Origin of the sequence: Pseudonocardia autotrophica (assembly GCF_003945385.1) — a bacterium.
GTDB classification, from domain to species: domain Bacteria; phylum Actinomycetota; class Actinomycetes; order Mycobacteriales; family Pseudonocardiaceae; genus Pseudonocardia; species Pseudonocardia autotrophica.
In genome coordinates, this window is the sequence record NZ_AP018920.1 from 4,569,214 (window position 1) to 4,585,961 (window position 16,748).

The 16,748-nt window shown below is 74.7% G+C and carries 19 protein-coding genes; 6 read left to right on the forward strand and 13 right to left on the reverse strand.

Features of this window, described 5'->3' with window-relative positions; translation table 11 throughout:
* From Pdca_RS21350 to Pdca_RS21370, 5 genes are all read right to left on the reverse strand, one after another.
* The gene (locus Pdca_RS21350; RefSeq protein ID WP_085914971.1) at positions 1 to 519 is read right to left on the reverse strand and encodes a polyadenylate-specific 3'-exoribonuclease AS; all 519 of its coding nucleotides are present in this window, start codon (positions 517 to 519) and stop codon (positions 1 to 3) included.
* A 222-nt stretch (positions 520 to 741) separates the two neighbouring features.
* Positions 742 to 1,008 carry a hypothetical protein gene (locus Pdca_RS21355; RefSeq protein ID WP_125911504.1) on the reverse strand — a complete coding sequence of 89 codons (267 nt, stop codon included), beginning with the start codon at positions 1,006 to 1,008 and terminating at the stop codon, positions 742 to 744.
* Positions 1,009 to 1,034: 26 nt separating this feature from the next.
* Entirely contained in the window at positions 1,035 to 1,250 is a 216-nt protein-coding gene (locus Pdca_RS21360; protein WP_085914969.1) for a hypothetical protein, read from the reverse strand.
* Between the two features lie 73 nt (positions 1,251 to 1,323).
* Positions 1,324 to 2,517 (reverse strand): helix-turn-helix domain-containing protein, encoded by a 1,194-nt coding sequence (locus Pdca_RS21365; protein WP_085914968.1) that lies wholly within the window; start codon positions 2,515 to 2,517, stop codon positions 1,324 to 1,326.
* 163 nt (positions 2,518 to 2,680) lie between these two features.
* On the reverse strand, positions 2,681 to 3,436 hold the full coding sequence (locus Pdca_RS21370) for a lysophospholipid acyltransferase family protein (RefSeq protein WP_085914967.1): 756 nt from the start codon (positions 3,434 to 3,436) through the stop codon (positions 2,681 to 2,683).
* 158 nt (positions 3,437 to 3,594) lie between these two features.
* Between Pdca_RS21370 and Pdca_RS21375 the strand changes: the two genes are divergently transcribed.
* On the forward strand, positions 3,595 to 4,032 hold the full coding sequence (locus Pdca_RS21375; protein WP_085914966.1) for a hypothetical protein: 438 nt from the start codon (positions 3,595 to 3,597) through the stop codon (positions 4,030 to 4,032).
* Positions 4,033 to 4,042: 10 nt separating this feature from the next.
* Here the strand turns inward: Pdca_RS21375 and Pdca_RS21380 are convergent, their stop codons facing one another.
* From Pdca_RS21380 to Pdca_RS21405, 6 genes are all read right to left on the reverse strand, one after another.
* On the reverse strand, positions 4,043 to 5,002 hold the full coding sequence (locus tag Pdca_RS21380; protein WP_085914965.1) for an ROK family protein: 960 nt from the start codon (positions 5,000 to 5,002) through the stop codon (positions 4,043 to 4,045).
* Positions 4,999 to 5,430, reverse strand: coding sequence for a hypothetical protein (locus Pdca_RS21385; RefSeq protein WP_085914964.1), 432 nt, complete (start codon positions 5,428 to 5,430; stop codon positions 4,999 to 5,001). Before Pdca_RS21385 ends, Pdca_RS21380 begins: the two co-directional genes overlap by 4 nt.
* A complete protein-coding gene (locus Pdca_RS21390; RefSeq protein ID WP_085914963.1) occupies positions 5,427 to 6,674 on the reverse strand; it encodes an ArsA family ATPase in 1,248 nt (415 codons plus the stop codon). The genes Pdca_RS21385 and Pdca_RS21390 overlap by 4 nt, the downstream gene beginning before the upstream one ends.
* 71 nt (positions 6,675 to 6,745) lie before the next feature.
* Positions 6,746 to 7,183: an SRPBCC family protein gene (locus tag Pdca_RS21395; RefSeq protein WP_085914962.1), complete on the reverse strand. Its 438-nt coding sequence runs from the start codon at positions 7,181 to 7,183 to the stop codon at positions 6,746 to 6,748.
* 20 nt (positions 7,184 to 7,203) lie between these two features.
* Complete coding sequence (locus tag Pdca_RS21400; RefSeq protein ID WP_085914961.1) at positions 7,204 to 7,998, reverse strand: metallophosphoesterase family protein; 795 nt, start codon at positions 7,996 to 7,998, stop codon at positions 7,204 to 7,206.
* Positions 7,999 to 8,427 (reverse strand): polyketide cyclase / dehydrase and lipid transport, encoded by a 429-nt coding sequence (locus Pdca_RS21405; protein ID WP_085914960.1) that lies wholly within the window; start codon positions 8,425 to 8,427, stop codon positions 7,999 to 8,001. It abuts the gene before it with no gap.
* Positions 8,428 to 8,650: 223 nt separating this feature from the next.
* Here Pdca_RS21405 and Pdca_RS21410 point away from each other — a divergent pair, with 223 nt between their 5' ends.
* Complete coding sequence (locus tag Pdca_RS21410) at positions 8,651 to 10,495, forward strand: AMP-dependent synthetase/ligase (protein ID WP_085914959.1); 1,845 nt, start codon at positions 8,651 to 8,653, stop codon at positions 10,493 to 10,495.
* Here the strand turns inward: Pdca_RS21410 and Pdca_RS21415 are convergent.
* Complete coding sequence (locus Pdca_RS21415; RefSeq protein WP_085914958.1) at positions 10,465 to 11,634, reverse strand: glycosyltransferase family 4 protein; 1,170 nt, start codon at positions 11,632 to 11,634, stop codon at positions 10,465 to 10,467. The two genes, Pdca_RS21410 and Pdca_RS21415, sit on opposite strands and share 31 nt — an antisense overlap.
* 416 nt (positions 11,635 to 12,050) lie before the next feature.
* Here Pdca_RS21415 and Pdca_RS21420 point away from each other — a divergent pair, with 416 nt between their 5' ends.
* The gene (locus Pdca_RS21420; protein WP_232021102.1) at positions 12,051 to 12,386 is read left to right on the forward strand and encodes a hypothetical protein; all 336 of its coding nucleotides are present in this window, start codon (positions 12,051 to 12,053) and stop codon (positions 12,384 to 12,386) included.
* Between the two features lie 52 nt (positions 12,387 to 12,438).
* Here Pdca_RS21420 and Pdca_RS21425 read toward each other — a convergent pair whose 3' ends face one another.
* On the reverse strand, positions 12,439 to 14,070 hold the full coding sequence (locus tag Pdca_RS21425) for an NYN domain-containing protein (RefSeq protein ID WP_232021103.1): 1,632 nt from the start codon (positions 14,068 to 14,070) through the stop codon (positions 12,439 to 12,441).
* 245 nt (positions 14,071 to 14,315) lie between these two features.
* On the opposite strand from Pdca_RS21425, the gene Pdca_RS21430 reads away from it, so the two are divergent.
* From Pdca_RS21430 to Pdca_RS21440, 3 genes are all read left to right on the forward strand, one after another.
* Positions 14,316 to 16,043, forward strand: a complete 1,728-nt coding sequence (locus Pdca_RS21430; protein ID WP_085915004.1) for a DEDD exonuclease domain-containing protein — start codon at positions 14,316 to 14,318, stop codon at positions 16,041 to 16,043.
* Positions 16,044 to 16,150: 107 nt separating this feature from the next.
* Positions 16,151 to 16,366 (forward strand): hypothetical protein, encoded by a 216-nt coding sequence (locus Pdca_RS21435; protein ID WP_085914956.1) that lies wholly within the window; start codon positions 16,151 to 16,153, stop codon positions 16,364 to 16,366.
* Positions 16,363 to 16,737: a type II toxin-antitoxin system death-on-curing family toxin gene (locus tag Pdca_RS21440; protein WP_166665847.1), complete on the forward strand. Its 375-nt coding sequence runs from the start codon at positions 16,363 to 16,365 to the stop codon at positions 16,735 to 16,737. The genes Pdca_RS21435 and Pdca_RS21440 overlap by 4 nt, the downstream gene beginning before the upstream one ends.
* The last annotated feature ends 11 nt before the right edge of the window (positions 16,738 to 16,748 follow it).

Below are 16,748 nucleotides of genomic sequence, written 5' to 3' on the forward strand. Positions count from 1 at the left end.
CTAGGCCTGCGCGGTCGGCGCCGGAGCCCCGGCCCCCGTGCCGAGTGTCTCGGCGATGACCTCCCACCGGCGCAGGTTGTGCCGGGCGTCGGCGAGCGCGTCGTGCGCGTCCCGCGGCGGCGGGGGCAGCGCCGGCCGGCCGGCGTCCTCCCAGCGCTGGCGGAGCTCCCGGGTGAACCGGGGCATCGGCCTGGGCAGGGCGGGCATGGCACCCCAGAGCTGGCAGAGCGCGACGTGGTCGTAGGCGGCGATCCAGGCCCACAGCTCGACGTCGCCCGGTGCGGAGGTGCAGAAGTCCAGCAGCTCGTCCCGGATCCGGGACCGTGACATCCAGGCCCGGTCGGCCGGTGAGGGGAGCTTGGGCAGCACGTTCGCGCGCACCCACTTCCCGGCCCGGTCCGGGTCGAACTCGGTGGACACGGCGTAGAACTCGCGGCCGTCCTCGCCGACGACACCGATCGACACCAGGTCGATCGTGGTGCCGTCCTCGATGAACTCGCAGTCGTAGAAGAAGCGCATTCCAGTCCTGTTTTTGCTGGTCATAGGTGGTGCGACTCGTCACGGTCCGCGGGGAGTCCGCACCGGGGTCCTCGGGACCCGACGCAGCCGACACCCGCCGACACAGCGTCACGAGTCCGAGTCGGGCCAGAGGTGAGCGTACGTGCCGAGCATGACGGCCGCCGACGCGTGCCCGGGACGGCCCCGACCGGCCGCTGCCGGGCCGACCTGCAAGACCAGCGCTCATCGCGCACCCGGCCCGCGCAGCTCGGCGCACCGCGCACAGCGGGCGCCGTCCGGCACGACCATCGGTGTCGGGGCGACCAGGAGCCCGCACAGGGCGCCGTAGCGTCCCGCGCCGATCGCGGCCGGCGCCGTCAGCTCGGATTCGGTCACCAGGTGAGCGAATCCGTCGAGCACCGACGTGAGCGTCACCAGCCCGTCGAGCAGCAGGGCCGTCCGCTGGTCACGGTCCGCCCCGCGGGTCACACTCCGGCCGCGCCGCAGCACGCCTCCGAGGCTCCACACACCGGCCGTCACGACGTCGTGTCACGGTCGGCGCGCTGCCGCTCCACCGCCCGGTCCGCCGCCCGGCGGGTGTCGCACGGCCACCGGAACCGGCCGGACTGCGGGCCGCCACACGCCCGGCACCGCCCCGACCCGTCATCAGCGTGCTCGGCCCGGAGCCGGTCGAGGTCGTAACCCTCGGCGAGGAAGAACGCGACCAGCGGATCACCATCGGCGGACATCACGGGCGGGCACGTTAGGAACGTGCAGGTCACACACGTTGCCACGCTGTCGACAGCGCGGCGAACGGTTCAGCGGCTACGCGCCCATGCCCATCCGGTAGGCGATGCCGCGCAGCTCCCGGCCGCCGGCGTCGCGCCGGGCCCGCCGCAGAAGGTCGGCAACGGTCTCGCGGACGAACGGGTTGGCGTGCACGAGCTGCGGCGCGAGTTCCTCGGCCTGGCGCAGCGTGTCGACGGCGACGGTCTCACGCCCCCGCTGGGCGGCCAGTCCGCGGCCGACGTCCATGAGGAACCACGCACGCCGGCCCAGCGGCAACGCCTCGACGTCGACCGCCTCGGCCAGCTCGGGCACCCGGTCGATCTCGCCCACCTCGACCGCCATCGCGACCCGCCACACGGCGACGTTGCGCGGGCCGAAGTGCTGGCCGCCGAAGTTCCCGTCGCCCGTGTGCCTGGAGATGTCGGCCGCCTCGGCGAGGTAGTCCGGCACGACGTCGACCGCGCCCGTCGCTGCCGACTGGAGCGCCGCGGAGAGCCGCAGCATTCCGTAAGCCTGTCCAGCCGGGCCGGCGTCCGGGGTGAGCGCGTCGGCGGACCGCACGACCGCCTCCAGCGCCCGCGTCCGGGCGTGCGCCCCGACCATCGCCTCCGCGCGCATGTAGTCCGCGATCGCCACCCACGCCGGGTCGTCGGTCGCCTCGGCCGCCCGGTGCAGGTGACCGGCGATCGACCACCCGACGTCTCGGTAACCGAGGTCCTTGGCCAGGTAGAACGCGTGGAACAGGCACTCGATCAGCAGCGTCCGGGCGCCGTCGATCCGCCCGGCGTGGGCCCAGACGCGGGGCAGGAGGTCCGGCAGCACGGCTCCGAGACACCGGTAGTCGCAGGCGAAGCTCGCCGCCGCGGCCCGATCGACGTCGTGCCGGAGCTCCGGCAGCGTCCGCAGCCCGCCGGTCGACTCCGGCGTGACGGCGTCCAGCTCGATGTCGCGCAGCGCGCCGCGCAGGTCTTCCACCGCCGCGTGCCCCTCGGACTCACCGGGCGTGTGCGGCGCGACCGGCCGGCCGGTCAGCTCGGTCGGCGCGACCCGCAGCGCGCCGGCGAGCGCCTCGACCGTGGACCGTCGTTCCACCGGGCGCTCGCCCCGCTCGATCCGGGACAGGTACGACGCGGACAACCCGGCCAGCTCGGCGGTCGCTCGCAGCGAGAGCCCGCGCCAGGCCCGCACCTCGCGGAGCCTGCGGCCGATCAGGTCGGGACCGTCACCCATGTCCGAGCGCTCCTCGGGCCACGCCCCCGGGCCCTGGCCGCCGCAGGAGCATCGTCGTCTCCGACGGTACGGCAGAGGTCACCCGGGCGGCGCCTGCACGCGGGCCCGGCACCGGACTCAGCGGTCCGCGGTCCGCGGTCGGTCCGCCGGTGTGCCCGTCCGTTCAGCTGGCGCGGGAGTCGGGCACGTTCGCGTCCGGACGGCGGGTGCCGGGCCGGGCGGGTGCGGGGGCCGGCGCACCGGTCGCCGCGCGCTCCTTGACCGACGCGGCGTACAGGTCGACGTAGGTCTGGCCGGAGAGCTCCATCAGGTTGTACATGATCTCGTCGGTCATCGACCGCTCGATGAACCGGTCGCCGGCCATGCCCTCGTAGCGGGAGAAGTCGATCGGCTCGCCGATCACGATGCGGACCTTGCGCGGCCGCCACATCTTCGAGCCGATCGGGTTGACCTTGTCCGTGCCGACCATCGCGACCGGGATCACCGGGACGCCGCCCTCGAGGGCCATCCGGGCGACGCCGGTCTTGCCCTTGTAGAGCTTCCCGTCCGGGGAGCGGGTGCCCTCCGGGTAGATGCCCAGCAGCTTGCCCTCACCGAGCAGCCGCACGGCGGTGTCCATCGCGGCCCGCGCGGCCGAGCCGCCGGAGCGGTCCACCGGGACCTGGCCGACGCCGCTGAAGAACTGCTTCTTGAACCAGCCGCGGATCCCGGGCTCGGTGAAGTACTCGCGCTTGGCCAGGAACGTGACCCGCCGCGGCAACATCAACGGCAGGAAGAACGAGTCGGCCACCGCGAGGTGGTTGCTGGCGAGGATCGCGCCCCCGCTCTCGGGCACATTTCCGGCACCCACGATCTCGGGTCGGCAGAAGACCCGCATCAGCGGGCCGAGCAGCACGAACTTGGACCACCAGTACAGCACCCTGCGCTGCCTCCCCTACGACTTCCGGCGACAGCCTACGGAGCCGTCGGTACTCCCCACAACGGGGCCGTGCCCACGCCCGGGCGGGCCGGTGCAACGCTGTGCCGGAGCGTGACAGGATGATCCGGCATGCGCCGGTGCGGCCGGGAAGGACGGGCATGGACCCAGCACGCGGCCGGGGAGACCGACCGGAGGACGACTTCGAGTCCATCATCGCGGACTGGCGCGAGGAGGGCTCGGTCCCCGACTGGCCCGGCGAGCGCACCGAACCGGCCGAACCCTCGGTGCAGCCCGGCGAGCGGCCGGTGCACCGGCCCGGCCCGTCGGCCGAGACCGAGGACGACGACCACTACCACCCGCCCGAGCCGCCGCCGCTGCCACGGCCGGGCCCACCCGCCGTCGTCGGCGGGGGGCTGATCGGGCTGGGCCTTGTGCTGTGCATCTCACCGGGGCTGATCGGCGCGGGCGGCAGCTGGCCGCTCCCGCTCGGCCTCGTGCTGATGGCGGCCGGCCTGGCCTGGCTGGTGCTGCGGCTGTGGACCGGCGAGCCCGGCGACGGCGGACCGGATCCGCACGACGACGGCTCGCGGCTCTGACGGCGCACGATCAGCCGAAGGCCTCCCGGGCCAGCGTCGCAGCACCCACGACCGCCGCGGCGGCGCCGAGCTGCGCGGTACGGATCCGGGCGAGCGGCCGGTTGCCGGCGCCGGTGGCGATCCGGGCGTAGTGCTCGCGGGCCGCGTCGAGGAACTGCGGCGCCGACACCGACACCCCGCCCGCGATCACCACCAGGTCCGGATCGAACACGTCGGCGACCAGTGACAATCCCTCCCCCAGCCAGTGGCCCAGCTCGACCATCGCGGCCTTGGCGATCGGGTCGCCCTCCCGGGCCGCCGCACCGACCCGCCTGCCGGTGATCCGGCCCGGATCCTGTGCGGCCTCCCTGACCAGCGCCGACGGACCGGGCGGATGCGCGCCGGAGATCAGTTCCAGAGCGGTCGCGGCCAGCGCGGTGCCGCTGCAGTAGCGCTCCCAGCAACCACGCTTGCCGCACGGGCAGGAGCGGCCGTCCGGCACGACGCGCAGGTGCCCCAGCTCGGGCGCGACGCCGTAGGCGCCGCGGTACAGCTCGCCGTCGAGCAGCAGGGCCCCGCCGATCCCGGTGCCGAGCGCGATCACCACCGCGGCGGACGCGCCCGCCGCGGCCCCGTAGCGGCGCTCGGCCAGCGCGGCCGAGTTGGCGTCGTGCTCGACGACGACCGGAAGCCCGCCCAGGCGGTCCGAGATCCGCTGCGCGACCGGGGCGTCCCGCCAGGACAGGTGCGGGGCGTAGCGGACCAGGCCGCGTCCGGCGTCGACGAAGCCGGCCAGCGCGAGCCCGACCGCGGACACCGGGTGCCTGCGGCGCAGCTCGTCGACCGCGCCGGCGATGGCGGCCTCCAGCGCGTCGTCGGTGCCGGGGGTGGGAGCCGAGACGGTGTCCAGGACGTCGCCGTCGTCGCCGACGATCCCGGCCCGCACGCTGGTCCCTCCCACGTCGACCCCGACGGTGAGGGGGCGGGTCACGTCCGGTGCACCACGATCCGCTGCACCGAACGGCCGCCGTGGGTCCGGCTGCCGCTCTGACCGTTCCGGGTGTGCCCGTCGTGGCCGTGACTGTCATGACCCGGCCCGTTGTTGCCCGGCCCGGGTGGCGCCGCCGTGTCCGGGGCCCGGGCGGCGTCCTGCTCCAGCACCGCCACCAGCACGGCGAGCAGCCCCTTCGCGTGCACGGCCAGCGACTCGGCCAACTCCGAGCGCTCCCCGCGGAGCACCGCGACCAGCGCGCACACCGGGCAGGCCGGGCAGGCACCGGGGCTCCCGGGGTCCGGCTGCCGGCCGGTGCCACCGGCGAGCGGCTCGAGTGCCCCCCGCAGCCGGTCGAGCAGATGCAGCGCGGTCTCCCGCAGGTCGTCCGGGAATCCGCTGTGGGCACCGCAGGAGCCGGCGGTCACGACGTCATCCAGGTACCGGGATCGGGCACGAAGGTGATCACCAGGCGGGCCTGCGCGCCGGTCCCCTCCAGCCGGGCGCCGGTGGCCTCGCAGCGCCGCAGGACCGAGGGCAGCGAGACCATCCGCCGGGAGAAACCGATGCCGACGACCATGTCGTCACCGACCCGGGCCAGGTCCAGCGGTGCGTCCTCGGCGCCGGGGAGCGCGACGTCCAGCTCGAACTCGGTGTCGGCGGAGACGCCCTGTCCCGCGGTGCGGCGCAGCTCCATCAGCGGCCGCGGCGCGGTCTCCTCGGCCGCCCCGGCCGGATCCCGGTCGCCGTAGATCGAACGGGCCAGCTCGCGCAGCGCCCCGACGCCGGTCGGCTCGGCGGCGGTGTAGCGGACCGCGGTGACCGGCACGTCCGCGGCGAGCTGCTCCAGCTCGCGCAGCACCACCTGCTGCTCGGTGGCCCGCTCGCGCAGCCAGCGGGCCGCCGGCCCGCGCAGCGACCGCGGCGGGCCGGGCATCACCCGGTTCGCCATCAGCGCGTCCACCCGGAGCTCGTGCAGCGCGAGCGCGGTCAGCGTGCGGCGGGTCTCCGCGGCGACCACCCGCTCCGGGGTGAGCACCAGCCGGATCGAGGTCCGGGAGCGGTCGGCGAGCAGCGCACGCAGCCCGGCGAGCTGGTCGGCCAGCGCACCCAGCGCGGCGACCGTGCGCTCCCAGCCCGCACCGTCGTTCTTCGCACCCGCGAGGTTCGCGACCAGCCCGCGGACCGCCCGACGGTGCGCCGGGAACAGCCGCTCCAGGTAACCCGAGAGTGCCTCGGGCAGGGTGAGCAGACGCAGCGTCTCCGCGGTCGGCCCGCAGTCGACGACGACGACGTCGTACTCCCCGGAGTCGGCGAACCGCTGCACCTCGACCAGCGCGAGCAGATCCTCGACGCCCGGCAGCACGGTCAGCTCGTCGGCGACCAGTTCGTCCACCCCGGCACCGGCCAGCATGGTGCGCAGGTGCCCCTGCAGCTCACCCCAGGCGCCCTCGAGGAGGTGCCGGGCCTCGATGTGTGCCGCCCACAGGTTCTCCGCGACCGGAGTGGGGTCGGAGCCCAGCTCGGCGTCGAGCGCGTCGCCCAGTGAGTGCGCGGGATCGGTAGACACGACCAGCGCCGACCGGCCGGCCCCGGCGAGCAGCGCGGCAGTGGCTGCGGCGAGGGTGGTCTTGCCGACCCCGCCCTTGCCGGTGAACAGCACGACGCGCACGCCGCGGAGCGTAACGATCGGCGCGGCGCGTGCTCCGGCTGACCCGCCGAAGCGGATCGGCGGAGCGGGCGTCAGCCCTTCTCGACCCGCCGCTTCAGCCCCTTCAGCGCCGCGTCGATGATCACCTTCTCGGCCTTGCGGCGGAGCATCCCGATCATCGGGAAGTTGACCTCGACGGACAGCTCGTAGGTGACCGTCGTCCCGGAGCCCTCCGGCTCCAGCCGGTAGACGCCGTCCTGCGCCTTCTGGATGCCGCCCTTGACCAGGGTCCACCAGACCGACAGGTCGTCGTCGGCCCAGGTGTAGTCCAGCGTGTACGAGTCCTTGATCGCGCCGGCGTCCATCGAGAACCGCACCTGGGAGGCGCGGTCACCGCTGCCCGGGTCGAGGATCTCGACCGCTGTGATCTGATCGGTCCACTCCGGGTACGACGCGAAGTCGGCGATCACCGCCATCACCTGGTCCGGCGGGGCACCGATGTGGATCGAGGACGTGGTCGCGTCGGCCATGGCGGGAGGCTATCCCGTGCTCACAGGTGCAGCACGCAGGGCTGCTCGAGAGCGCGGAAGTGGCCGACGTTGACGCACTCCGTCCGGCCGATCCGGGTACGCCGGTGCAACGGCTGGTGGACGTGCCCGAACAGCGCGTGCGTCGGCTGTTCGGCGCGGATCCGCGCGGCCAGCGGGGCGCTGGCGATCTCGCCCCGCCGGGTGACGACGTCGTAGGTCAGCACCGGGACGTCCGGCGGGACGTGGGTGCAGAGCAGGTCGGCCGGGCCGAGCGCGTCGAGCCGGGCGGTCCAGTCCTCGTGCCGCAGGAAGTACGGCTGCCACGGCCCGCTCCGGCGCGGGTCGACGCCGGGCGGGAGCGGCACCCCGCCGAGGAAACCGATCCGGCGCCCGCCGATCCCGATCACCCGCCCGTCCGCGCGCACCACCCCGTCGACGTCCGGCCAGGCGTGCGGCATGTCGACGTTGCCGGGAATCGCCCAGACCGGGACGTCCAGGGCGCCGAGCACCCCGAAGATCTCGGCGTACTGCTCGGCGACGGCCTCGGTGACGGCGGCGGCCGGATCGGCGAACCGGCTCCAGGACCGTTCGAGCAGGCCCTGCACCTGGGCGCGGGGGGCGCCGATCCGGCGCATACGGCCGAACTCGGCGGCGATCCCGGAGCCGAGCAGCCGGGAGATGATCCCGTTCTCCGGGTCCCGGTAGTCGACGAACTCCAGCAGGTCGCCGAGCACGAGCAGGCCGTCCGCCCCGGCGGCGGCGCGGGCCAGTGCGCGGGTGTTCCCGTGGATGTCGGAGACGACGTGCAACCGCACTCAGCGACCCCCGTCCGGAGCGACCCCGGCCCGGCGCCCGGCCTCCAGCCGGCGCTTCAGCGCGAACGCGTGCGCCTTGAACTCGCGGTGCCGCCGGTCCGACTCGGCCCGGCTCCGACCCCAGCTCCTGCTCCGGCTCCGGCCCGGGCCGGCCGCGGGCTCGGGCGAGGCACGTAGGAAGAAGTGCAGCACGGTGCCGTCGAGCACCTGCTCGCACCAGACCTCCATCGTCCCGGTGAGCGCACCGGTGACGGTCCAGCGGATCCCGGCCGGACCGCGGTCGTGCGCGATCTGCGGGCTCAGATCCGGCCAGTAGGACGGCCAGCGGCCCGGATCGGCGAACTCGGCCGCCACCCGCTCCCGGGGGACGGCCAGGAACGTCTCGTCGACGACGTCCACCGACGGCGGCGCGGCCGCCCCTGACTGCACTGGTGACGCGCTCGGCACGAGATCAGCGTGCCACTCTCCCCACGGTCCACCGACAGGGGTACCGTGCCGCCGTCGATACGGCCGGACGGGTCCGTTCCGTATCCGTTATGCCCGAGTCGATGTACTCGAACCCTACTTGGCGGTAGGTTCGGGTCCCAGCAGGTCGGCACGCGTGCCAGCCGACCGCACTATGCCTGTCGAGGCCGCCAGGAGGTCGATCCCCGTGCGTGAGTACAGCGTCCCCGCCACGGTGTCCGTGGGTGCCGACGAGTCGGTCTCCGATGCCGTCTTCGAGAACGCCGCGCAACATGCCGCGGAGGTCCTCTACCGCCGCAAGGGTGCCGACGGCGCGTGGAGCGACATCACGGCCGCCGAGTTCGCCGAGCAGGTCACCCGGGTCGCCGCCGGCCTGATCGCGGCCGGGACGCAGGCGGGTGACCGGATCGCACTGCTGTCCCGTACCCGCTACGAGTGGACCCTGTTCGACTACGCGATCCTCGCCGCGGGCGGGGTGACCGTCCCGATCTACGAGACGTCCTCGCCGGACCAGATCTCCTGGATCCTCTCCGACTCCGGCGCCGTCGGGATCGTCGTCGAGACGGCCGAGCACACCGCGTCGGTGGAGAAGGTCCGGGCCGACGTGCCCGAGCTCCGGCACATCTGGCAGATCGACCCCTCGGCAGCGGCGCCGGACAGCCCGTCCGCGATCGAGCAGCTGAGCGGGCTCGGTTCGGACACCGCCGACGACGTGGTGCACGAGCGCCGCAACGCCGTGCGCGCCGACGACCTCGCCACGCTGATCTACACCTCGGGCACCACCGGCCGCCCCAAGGGTTGCGAGCTGACCCACCGCAACCTGCTCAGCGAGTGCCGCACGATCGCCTCGACGATCCCGGACCTGCTCTCGCACGGCGGCTCGGTGCTGCTGTTCCTGCCGCTCGCGCACGTGTTCGGCAAGGCCATCCAGTGCGGCGCGCTGACCACCCGCACCGTGGTCGGGCACAGCCCGGACGTGAAGAACCTGCTGCCCGATCTGGCCGAGTTCAAGCCGACCTTCCTGCTCGCGGTGCCGCGGGTGTTCGAGAAGGTCTACAACGGCGCCCGGCTGCGGGCGCACAACGACGGCAAGGCCCGGATCTTCGACGCCGCCGCCGACACCGCGATCGCCTACTCCGAGGCGATCGACTCCGGCGGGCCGGGGTTCGTCCTCAAGGCCAAGCACGCACTGTTCGACAAGCTGGTCTACGGCAAGCTCCGGGCCGCGGTCGGCGGCAACGTCACCGCCGCGGTGTCCGGCTCGGCGCCGCTCGGTGCCCGGCTCGGCCACTTCTTCCGCGGCATCGGACTGCCGGTGCTGGAGGGCTACGGCCTGACCGAGACCACCGCCGGCATCACCCTGAACACGCTCGACGCCCAGCGGGTCGGCTCGGTCGGGCGCCCGGTGCCGGGCTGCGCCGTCCGGATCGCCGAGGACGGCGAGGTCATGCTCCGCGGCGACATCGTCTTCCAGGGGTACTGGCACAACGAGGACGCCTCGAAGGAGTCCCTGGAGAGCGACGGCTGGTTCCACTCCGGCGACATCGGCGAGCTCGACGACGCGGGCTTCCTGACCATCACCGGTCGCAAGAAGGAGATCATCGTCACCGCCGGCGGCAAGAACGTCGCCCCGGCGGTGCTCGAGGACCGGCTGCGGGCGCACCCGCTGGTCGGCCAGTGCATCGTGGTCGGCGACCAGAAGCCGTTCATCTCGGCGCTGGTCACCATCGACCCGGAGGCGCTGCCCGGCTGGCGTGAGCGCAACGGCAAGCCGGAGGGCGCCGGCGGGTCCGCCTCGGACCTGATCGACGACCCGGAGCTGCGCGGGGAGATCGCCGCCGCGGTCGAGGAGGCCAACCAGGCGGTGTCGCGGGCCGAGCAGATCCGCAAGTTCCGGATCCTGCCCGCGGACTTCAGCGAGGCAGGCGGTGAGCTGACGCCGACCATGAAGGTCAAGCGCAAGGTCGTCGTCGACACCTACTCCGGCGAGATCGAGGCGCTCTACGCCGGAGCCTCCGCCGAGCGGGGCTGATCCGCCGCCGGCCGTCCGCCCAGATGGGCGTACAGCCGGTCCACCGGGGCCCGGCCACCCCAGATCCGTCGTACCCGCTCCCGCCCGGCCCGGCCCATCGCCGTGGCCCGGGCGGGATCGGCGAGCAGCGCTGCGATCCGGTCCACCACGGCCGCGACGTCGCGGCCCGGCACGACATGACCGGTGACGCCCTCCTCGACCGTCTCCGGGGCACCGCCGGAGTCGCCCGCGACCACCGGTAGCCCGCCGGCCGCCGCCTCCAGCAGCGCGATCCCCAGCCCCTCGACGTCCAGCCCGCCGAGATGGGTCCGGCAGGGCAGCGCGAAGACGTCACCCGCCGCGTGGTGCCCGGCGAGTTCCTCGGCCGGGACCCGGCCGGTGAACACCACGGCGTCGGTCACCCCGTGCCGGGCGGCGAGCCGGTGCAGCCGGTCCCGGTAGGGGCCGCCGCCGACGAGCAGCAGCCGGGTGCCGGGGACCCGGCGCCGCAGCAACGGCAGCGCCGCGATCAGCACGTCCTGGCCCTTGCGCGGCATCAACCGGGACACACAGCCGACGACCGGCGCCTCCCCCAGCCCGTACCGGGCCCGGATCTCCGCCCGTGCCGCCGGGTCCGGCGCGAACCGGCCGGTGTCGACCGGTGGCGGCAGCGGCTCCAGCGCGGCGTCCGGCCCGAAGGCCGCCGCGATCCGGTCCCGGGTCCAGCGGGAGACGGTGGTGACGACGTCGGAGTCCGTCCCGATCCGGCGCAGCGCCTGCCGGGCCCCGGGGAGCATCGACCAGCCGACCTCGTGCCCGTGCGTACTCGCGACGACCCGGCTGATCCCGGCCCGTTCGCGCAGCTGCGGCCCGAGCAGGCCGAGCGGCGCGGCGGCGCCGAACCAGAGCGTGTCGGCGCCGTGCCGGCGGGCGAGCCGGGCCGCCCGGCGGGCGACGTCCGGGCCGGGGAGCATCAGCCGGCCCGGATGCCGGTGCACCGGGAACGGCGCGAGCGCGTCGAAGGCCGCCGCTCCGGGCCAGTCCGGCGCGTAGACGGCGAGCTCACCGGACGGCAGCGCGCGGGCTAGATCGTGCAGGTAGCTCTGGATACCGCCGGTGCGCGGCGGGAAGTCGTTGGTCACCAGCAGCGTGCGCGGCACACCCACGACGGTATCCCGGGCGTCCGGGCCAGGTCGTGCACGCCCGGGAGGACCTGGACGGCGGCACCGCACGCGGGGGACGCGTCGGGGATGCGGGCCGCCGTCCGGTCTCTCGGGGAGCGGACGAACCGCACTCCGCACCGGTCCGTCGTGTCGCCCTCGGGGGTGGGCTCCGCGACTCGGCCGACCGGGTGGCGGGGGACCATCCGTCGGCACGGCCGGTGAGAAGGTCGTGCTGTTCAGGTGAACGAGCGGGAACGCCGCCGGTTACGGATCGGCAACGAAAAAACTTCGCCGGGCCGTCGTGGCGGTCCCGCGGCCCGTTTCTGTCGGACCCCTCCCCTAGCGTCCGCCGTGATCGAACGACGACCGGTTGCTCCGCTGAATCCAACTCCACTTCCCCAGAAGGAGGCACGATGATCGTCGACTGCGACCGTTGCCAGGTGCGGGACACGGCCTGTGGCGACTGTGTGATCGGGGTGCTCATGGATGTGCCCGAGATCGACCGTCCGATCCCCTATCTTCCCGTCGACCTGCCGGGCACGCTGCCGCGGCTCGAGCAGCCCGGCCCGCCGGCGAGCGCGCCGCTGGAGTTCTCCGAGCCGGAGCGCCGCGCGCTGCAGGTCCTCGCCGAGCAGGGCCTGATCCCGCACCTGCGGCTGGTCGAGGCCGGGGCCGGGCGGGTGGAGCAGCCCGCCCGTCCGATGCTGCCGATCCCGGTGGTGCCGCCCCGGCAGCGCGATGTGGGCTGAGCGCTCGCCGGCTCCGGGCGGGCCGTGGCCGGTCGCGGGTGCGGCGCGGTCGTCAGCCGCGGAGCCGGCGCAACAGCACGGTGGAGGGCACCGAGTGCGCTCCGCGGCGCCGGACCGAGCGGACGACCTCCTGATCGGAGGTCGCGACGAGCAGCGGCCTGCCGAGCGGCTCGGCCGCGACGAGATCACGGATCACGTCGTCGGCGATCACCCCGGCCTCGCTGAACAGCACCCGCACCCCGCGGCCACCGCGCAGCGGGGCCGCGCTGACCGCCGCCCCGTCGAACACCACGGTGATCTCGGCCCCGGTGCGCGCACCCAGCGCCCCGAGTTGCCCGACCAGCCGGGTCCGCTGGTCGGCCAGCGGCAGGTCCGGGTAGCCGGTCTTGCTGACGTTGTAACCGTCGACGATCACGTGCACCGAGGGCATCGCGAGCAGCGTGTCCAGGGCCGCGAGGCCGTCCACCGGCAGTCCGGCACGGCCGTTCACCGCCCCGCCGGTGGGGTCCGCCGTCGCCGTGCCGGCCACGAGATCCGCCGGCCGCGGGCCACCCGCGCCGACGTCGAGTTCGCGGCGCAGCCCGGCGATCGCGCCGCCGACGGTGTCGAGCAGCAGCTCCAGGCGCACCTCGTCGCCACGCCGGGCCTCGCGTGCCGCCTGCCGCGCCGCCGCGACCTCGCGCGCCGCGGCATCCGCCCGCCGGCGCTCGGCGTCGGCGCGCTCCCGTTCCCGCTCGGCGTCCGCACGTGCCGCGGCCAGCCGCTCGTCGGCTCCCGCACGCAGGGCCGCCACCTCGGTCTCCAGCTCGGCCCGCGTGTCCAGCGCGGTGCGCAGGCGGGCCCCCTGCTCGCTGACCCGGCGGCGCATCTGCTGGTACTCGGCCTGCTGCTCGGCGACGACCGACCGGGCCCGCTCGCGCTCCTCGACGAGCTCGGCCTGAGCGCGCTCCAGCTCGGCGGTGACCTTGTCGACCTTCGCGATGGCCTCGTCGCGCTCGGCCCGCAGCGAGGACAGGTCACCGGTCTGCTCGGCCTCGGCGACCCGCCGGGCCGCCAGCGGATCGCCGGTGAGCAGGGCGACCGCCGCGGCATCCAGCTTGTCGACCGGGGCGGGTAGCGGCGGTGCGTTCCCGGTCGCCCCGTTTCCGGCAGCCCCGTTTCCGGCAGCCCCGTTCCCCGGCGCCCCGTTCCCGACCGGTCCGTTCCCTGCTGGACCGCCGGGTGCCGCCGGTTCGCCCCCGGGCGCCGCATGACCGGCACCGGCTTCCTCCGGCGGGAGCTCCAGTTCGCCGGCGCGGTTCTCGGCCCACCAGGCGACCACAGCCGCCCGGAACGCCGCATCCTGCTCGAGACGGGCGACCAGTGCCTGGCCGCCGAGCCGGGCCCGCTTCGCCGGGGTGAACCGGGCGAACCGGCGCAGCGGACCGGGGACGTCGGCCGCCGGCATCCCCGCCAGGGCGGTTCCGGCGATCTCGGCGAGCCGGGAGCGCAACGGCGCCGTCAGCGGCGGCCAGCCGGCCGCGCTCCCGGACGCGCCCGAGGCGCCGTGGCCGGCCGGAGTGTCCGACCCGGCGCCGCGGGAAGCCGGGGAGTCCGAGCCGGCGCCCGGGGAGTCGGCGGGCTCCGGACCCGACGGGCCGCCGCAGCCCGCGGGCTCCGGTTGCTCTCCGTCGTTGTGCGCCATCTGTCCAGGCTATCCCCGACCGTGCCGGGTCGCCGTCGCCCGCGCCGCGCCGGCGGTCGACCGTGCCCGATCGAAGGTCCGCGGACGTCACCGCGAAATCGGCGTTGAGGGGGCCGACCACCCGGATCCACGTTCGTGATCGACCATTTTCCCCGTATCGGCGGGACCCGACCCTGCTGCGGTTCGGCGACCGTGGGCCGGCACACTCGAACATACTGTCGGACCCCGGCGCTACCGTGCCGACCGTGACCACCTGCTCCCCGCAGCTCACCTTCGACGAGCTGGGCACCCCGCTGCGCGACGTCACGTTCTGCGTCGTCGATCTCGAGACGACCGGTGGCAGCCACCGCAAGGATGCGATCACCGAGGTCGGGCTGGTCTCGGTGCGCGGCGGCGAACGGCTGGCCGAGCTGTCCACCCTGGTGGCCCCCGGCACCCCGGTCCCGCCCGACGTGTCCCGGCTGACCGGGATCACCGATGCGATGCTCGCCGGCGCGCCACCGCTGGGCGCCGTGCTGCCCGGCGTGCTCGATCACCTGCGCGGATCGGTACTGGTCGCCCACAACGCGCCGTTCGACACCGGTTTCCTGCGGGCCGCGTGCCAACAGCAGGAGCGCCCGTGGCCGTCACCGCCGGTGCTGTGCACGGCCCGGCTGGCCCGCGCCGTGCTCCCCCACTCCGAGTGCCCGAGCGTCCGGCTCGGCGCGCTCTCGGCCCACTTCGGCTGCACCACCACCCCGGACCACCGCGCCCTCACCGACGCCCGAGCCACCGTCGAGGTGCTGCACCACCTGCTGGAGCGGATCGGCAATCTCGGCGTGCAGAGCATCGAGGAGCTGCTCCAGCTGGTGCGCGACCGCGCACCGCACCGCCCGACCACCGCCCAGCGGCGGCGCAGGCACCTCGCGAACGACGTCCCCGCCGCCCCCGGCGTGTACCTGTTCCGGGATGCCCGCGGCGACGTGCTCTACGTCGGCACCAGCGGCGACCTGCACCGCCGGGTCCGCTCCTACTTCACCGCGGGTGAGCGCCGGCGCCGGGTGCGGGACATGGTCGCCCAGGCCGAGCGGGTCGACACCGTCGTCTGCGCGCACGCGCTGGAGGCCTCGGTACGGGAACTGCGGCTGATCGCGGCACATCGTCCCCGCTACAACCGGCGGTCCCGCAATCCCGGCCGGGCCTGGTGGGTGGTGCCCACCGCGGAGGCGTTCCCGCGGCTCTCGGTCGTCGCCACCCCACGCCCCGGGGCACTCGGGCCCTTCACCTCACAGCGCAGCGCCACCGCGGTGCTCGACGCCGCACTCGACGCGGTGCCGCTGCGCCGGTGCACGATCCGGATCCCCGCCCGCAACCCCACGGCCACCCCGTGCGCCCTGCACGAGCTGGGGCGCTGCGCCGCCCCGTGCGCCGGGCTGCAGCCCGCCGAGGAGTACCGGCCGGCGGTGCAGACCTGGCACGACCTGGTCGACGGCCGCGACGACGCTCCGCTGCGGGCACTGGCCGCCGAGGTCGAGACCCGCTCCGCCGCCGGGCTCTACGAGGCCGCAGGCCGCGCCCGGGACCGGCTGGCCGATCTCGCCGCCGGGATCGACCGCGCGGGCACCCTGTCCGCACTCGCCCAGCTCGACGAGGTGGTCGGCGCCCGGCCCGACGGCGCCGGCGGCTGGGAGCTCGCCGTCGTCCGGCACGGCAGGCTGGCCGCCGCCGGGAACGCGCCGCGCGGGGTCCGGCCGATGCCCGAGATCGAGTCGCTGCGGCGCAGCGCGCAGACCGTGCTGCCGGAGCCCGGCCCGCTGCGCGGGGCACACGCCGAGGAGGTGCGGCTGCTGCACCGCTGGCTCACCGGCGGCGGGACCAGGCTGGTGCGCAGCGATCCGCCGTGGGCCGAGCCCGCCCACGGCGGCGGCCCGTGGCGGTCCTGGGCGGAGCGGGCCAAGGAGGCGGCGCACCGCACCGGCGAGGAGCCGCCGTGAGCCACGCAATGAACCAGTGATCTACGCGGGTCCATGTATCTGAGCTCGCGGACCTGGCCCTGTCCGAGTAGGCGGGGGCCGTCGCCGTTCCCGGTACCCTTACCGGCATGGCCCACATCGACCGCACACCCGAGGAGCTCGCCGAGCACGCCCCGTTCACGCCGGCCCTGCAGGACGTCGGCTTCCACGGCGGCACGCCAGCACCCGGGTTGACCGCGGTCGGCACTGACGAGGTGCGCGGGATCAGCGACGAGGACAAGGCGATCGCGGCCGCGCTGCTCCGGGACTACACCCCGGCGCTCGAGCGCCTCCGCGACCTGTGATCCGGTACCTGACCATCGAGCAGTTCCTCTACTTCGCCGGCCAGGCGGTCGGTGGTGCCGTCGCGGTCCGGGACGTCGGTCTCGTCGAGTCCGCGCTGCACCGGCCGCAGGCCACCGCGTTCGGTCAGGACGCCTACCCGGACATCTGGACGAAAGCGGCCGCGCTGTTCCAGTCCCTCGCAACGAACCATGCGCTCGTGGACGGCAACAAACGGACCGCTCTCGCGGCGACCTACGCGTTCCTCCAGCTCAACGGGCACCGGCTCACGATGTCGAACGATGACGCCGTTGACCTGGCGCTGGCTGTGGCCACGGGGCAGCTAGCCGAGGTTGAGAAGATCGCGGAGGCGCTCCGGTCCGGGGCCGAGTAAGCCGCTGTTCT

What these genes read in the sequence shown, in the direction of transcription:
- Pdca_RS21435 (WP_085914956.1), top strand. Translation starts at nt 16,151, where the DNA reads ATGGCCCACATCGACCGCACACCCGAGGAGCTCGCCGAGCACGCCCCG.
- Pdca_RS21365 (WP_085914968.1), bottom strand. Translation starts at nt 2,517, where the DNA reads ATGGGTGACGGTCCCGACCTGATCGGCCGCAGGCTCCGCGAGGTGCGG.
- Pdca_RS21350 (WP_085914971.1), bottom strand. Translation starts at nt 519, where the DNA reads ATGCGCTTCTTCTACGACTGCGAGTTCATCGAGGACGGCACCACGATC.
- Pdca_RS21425 (WP_232021103.1), bottom strand. Translation starts at nt 14,070, where the DNA reads ATGGCGCACAACGACGGAGAGCAACCGGAGCCCGCGGGCTGCGGCGGC.
- Pdca_RS21375 (WP_085914966.1), top strand. Translation starts at nt 3,595, where the DNA reads ATGGACCCAGCACGCGGCCGGGGAGACCGACCGGAGGACGACTTCGAG.
- Pdca_RS21395 (WP_085914962.1), bottom strand. Translation starts at nt 7,183, where the DNA reads ATGGCCGACGCGACCACGTCCTCGATCCACATCGGTGCCCCGCCGGAC.
- Pdca_RS21420 (WP_232021102.1), top strand. Translation starts at nt 12,051, where the DNA reads ATGATCGTCGACTGCGACCGTTGCCAGGTGCGGGACACGGCCTGTGGC.